This window comes from Adlercreutzia rubneri (assembly GCF_009755265.1).
GTDB lineage: Bacteria > Actinomycetota > Coriobacteriia > Coriobacteriales > Eggerthellaceae > Adlercreutzia > Adlercreutzia rubneri.
Genome location: NZ_WPOO01000073.1, coordinates 1 through 509 on the forward strand (window position 1 = coordinate 1; position 509 = coordinate 509).

Genomic DNA, 509 nt, shown 5'->3' on the forward strand with positions numbered 1-509 from the left:
ATATAATGACGCTCGCTCCATGTCTTTATAAAGTCGTTGTCCGCGGTGATCATGAGGAACCCGTCGCTCATAGCCTGCGGATGCAGGCGTGAGAAGAACGCGTTGATCTGCGACGGATCGATATTGTTGTAGCTTTTCACCTGGCCGCATACTTCGGACCAGACCTGCTCGAGTTTTTCGCTGTTCATAGCTTGCTTCCTTGATGGGGGCATCGCGAATGTTTCACGTGAAACATCCGCCGAGCGCGCGGCGGGGAAGCAGGCGCGATACGAATCGCCGTCCTTCACGGCATCCACCCACGTGCCCGATACTTTCTTGGCCGTCATCTGGGCTTGGGCGGCGTTCGCGATGGATTGGGCGGCGTTGTTCAGCTCCAACATGCGCATGTTGTTCTGCGCCGACACGATGGAAGGAAAGGCGATAGCAGCAAGAATGAGTACGATGGCAACGCTCATCAGAAGTTCGGCGAGCGTAAAGCCCTCCGTATGCCGTCCCCTCTTGGCCATGTC

1 protein-coding gene is annotated in these 509 nt (G+C 56.4%); it reads right to left on the reverse strand.

Features of this window, described 5'->3' with window-relative positions; all coding sequences use genetic code 11:
- On the reverse strand, positions 1-506 hold a 506-nt coding region (locus GO707_RS12500; RefSeq protein WP_418655112.1), incomplete at its 3' end, for a type II secretion system protein.
- Positions 507-509: the final 3 nt, after the last annotated feature.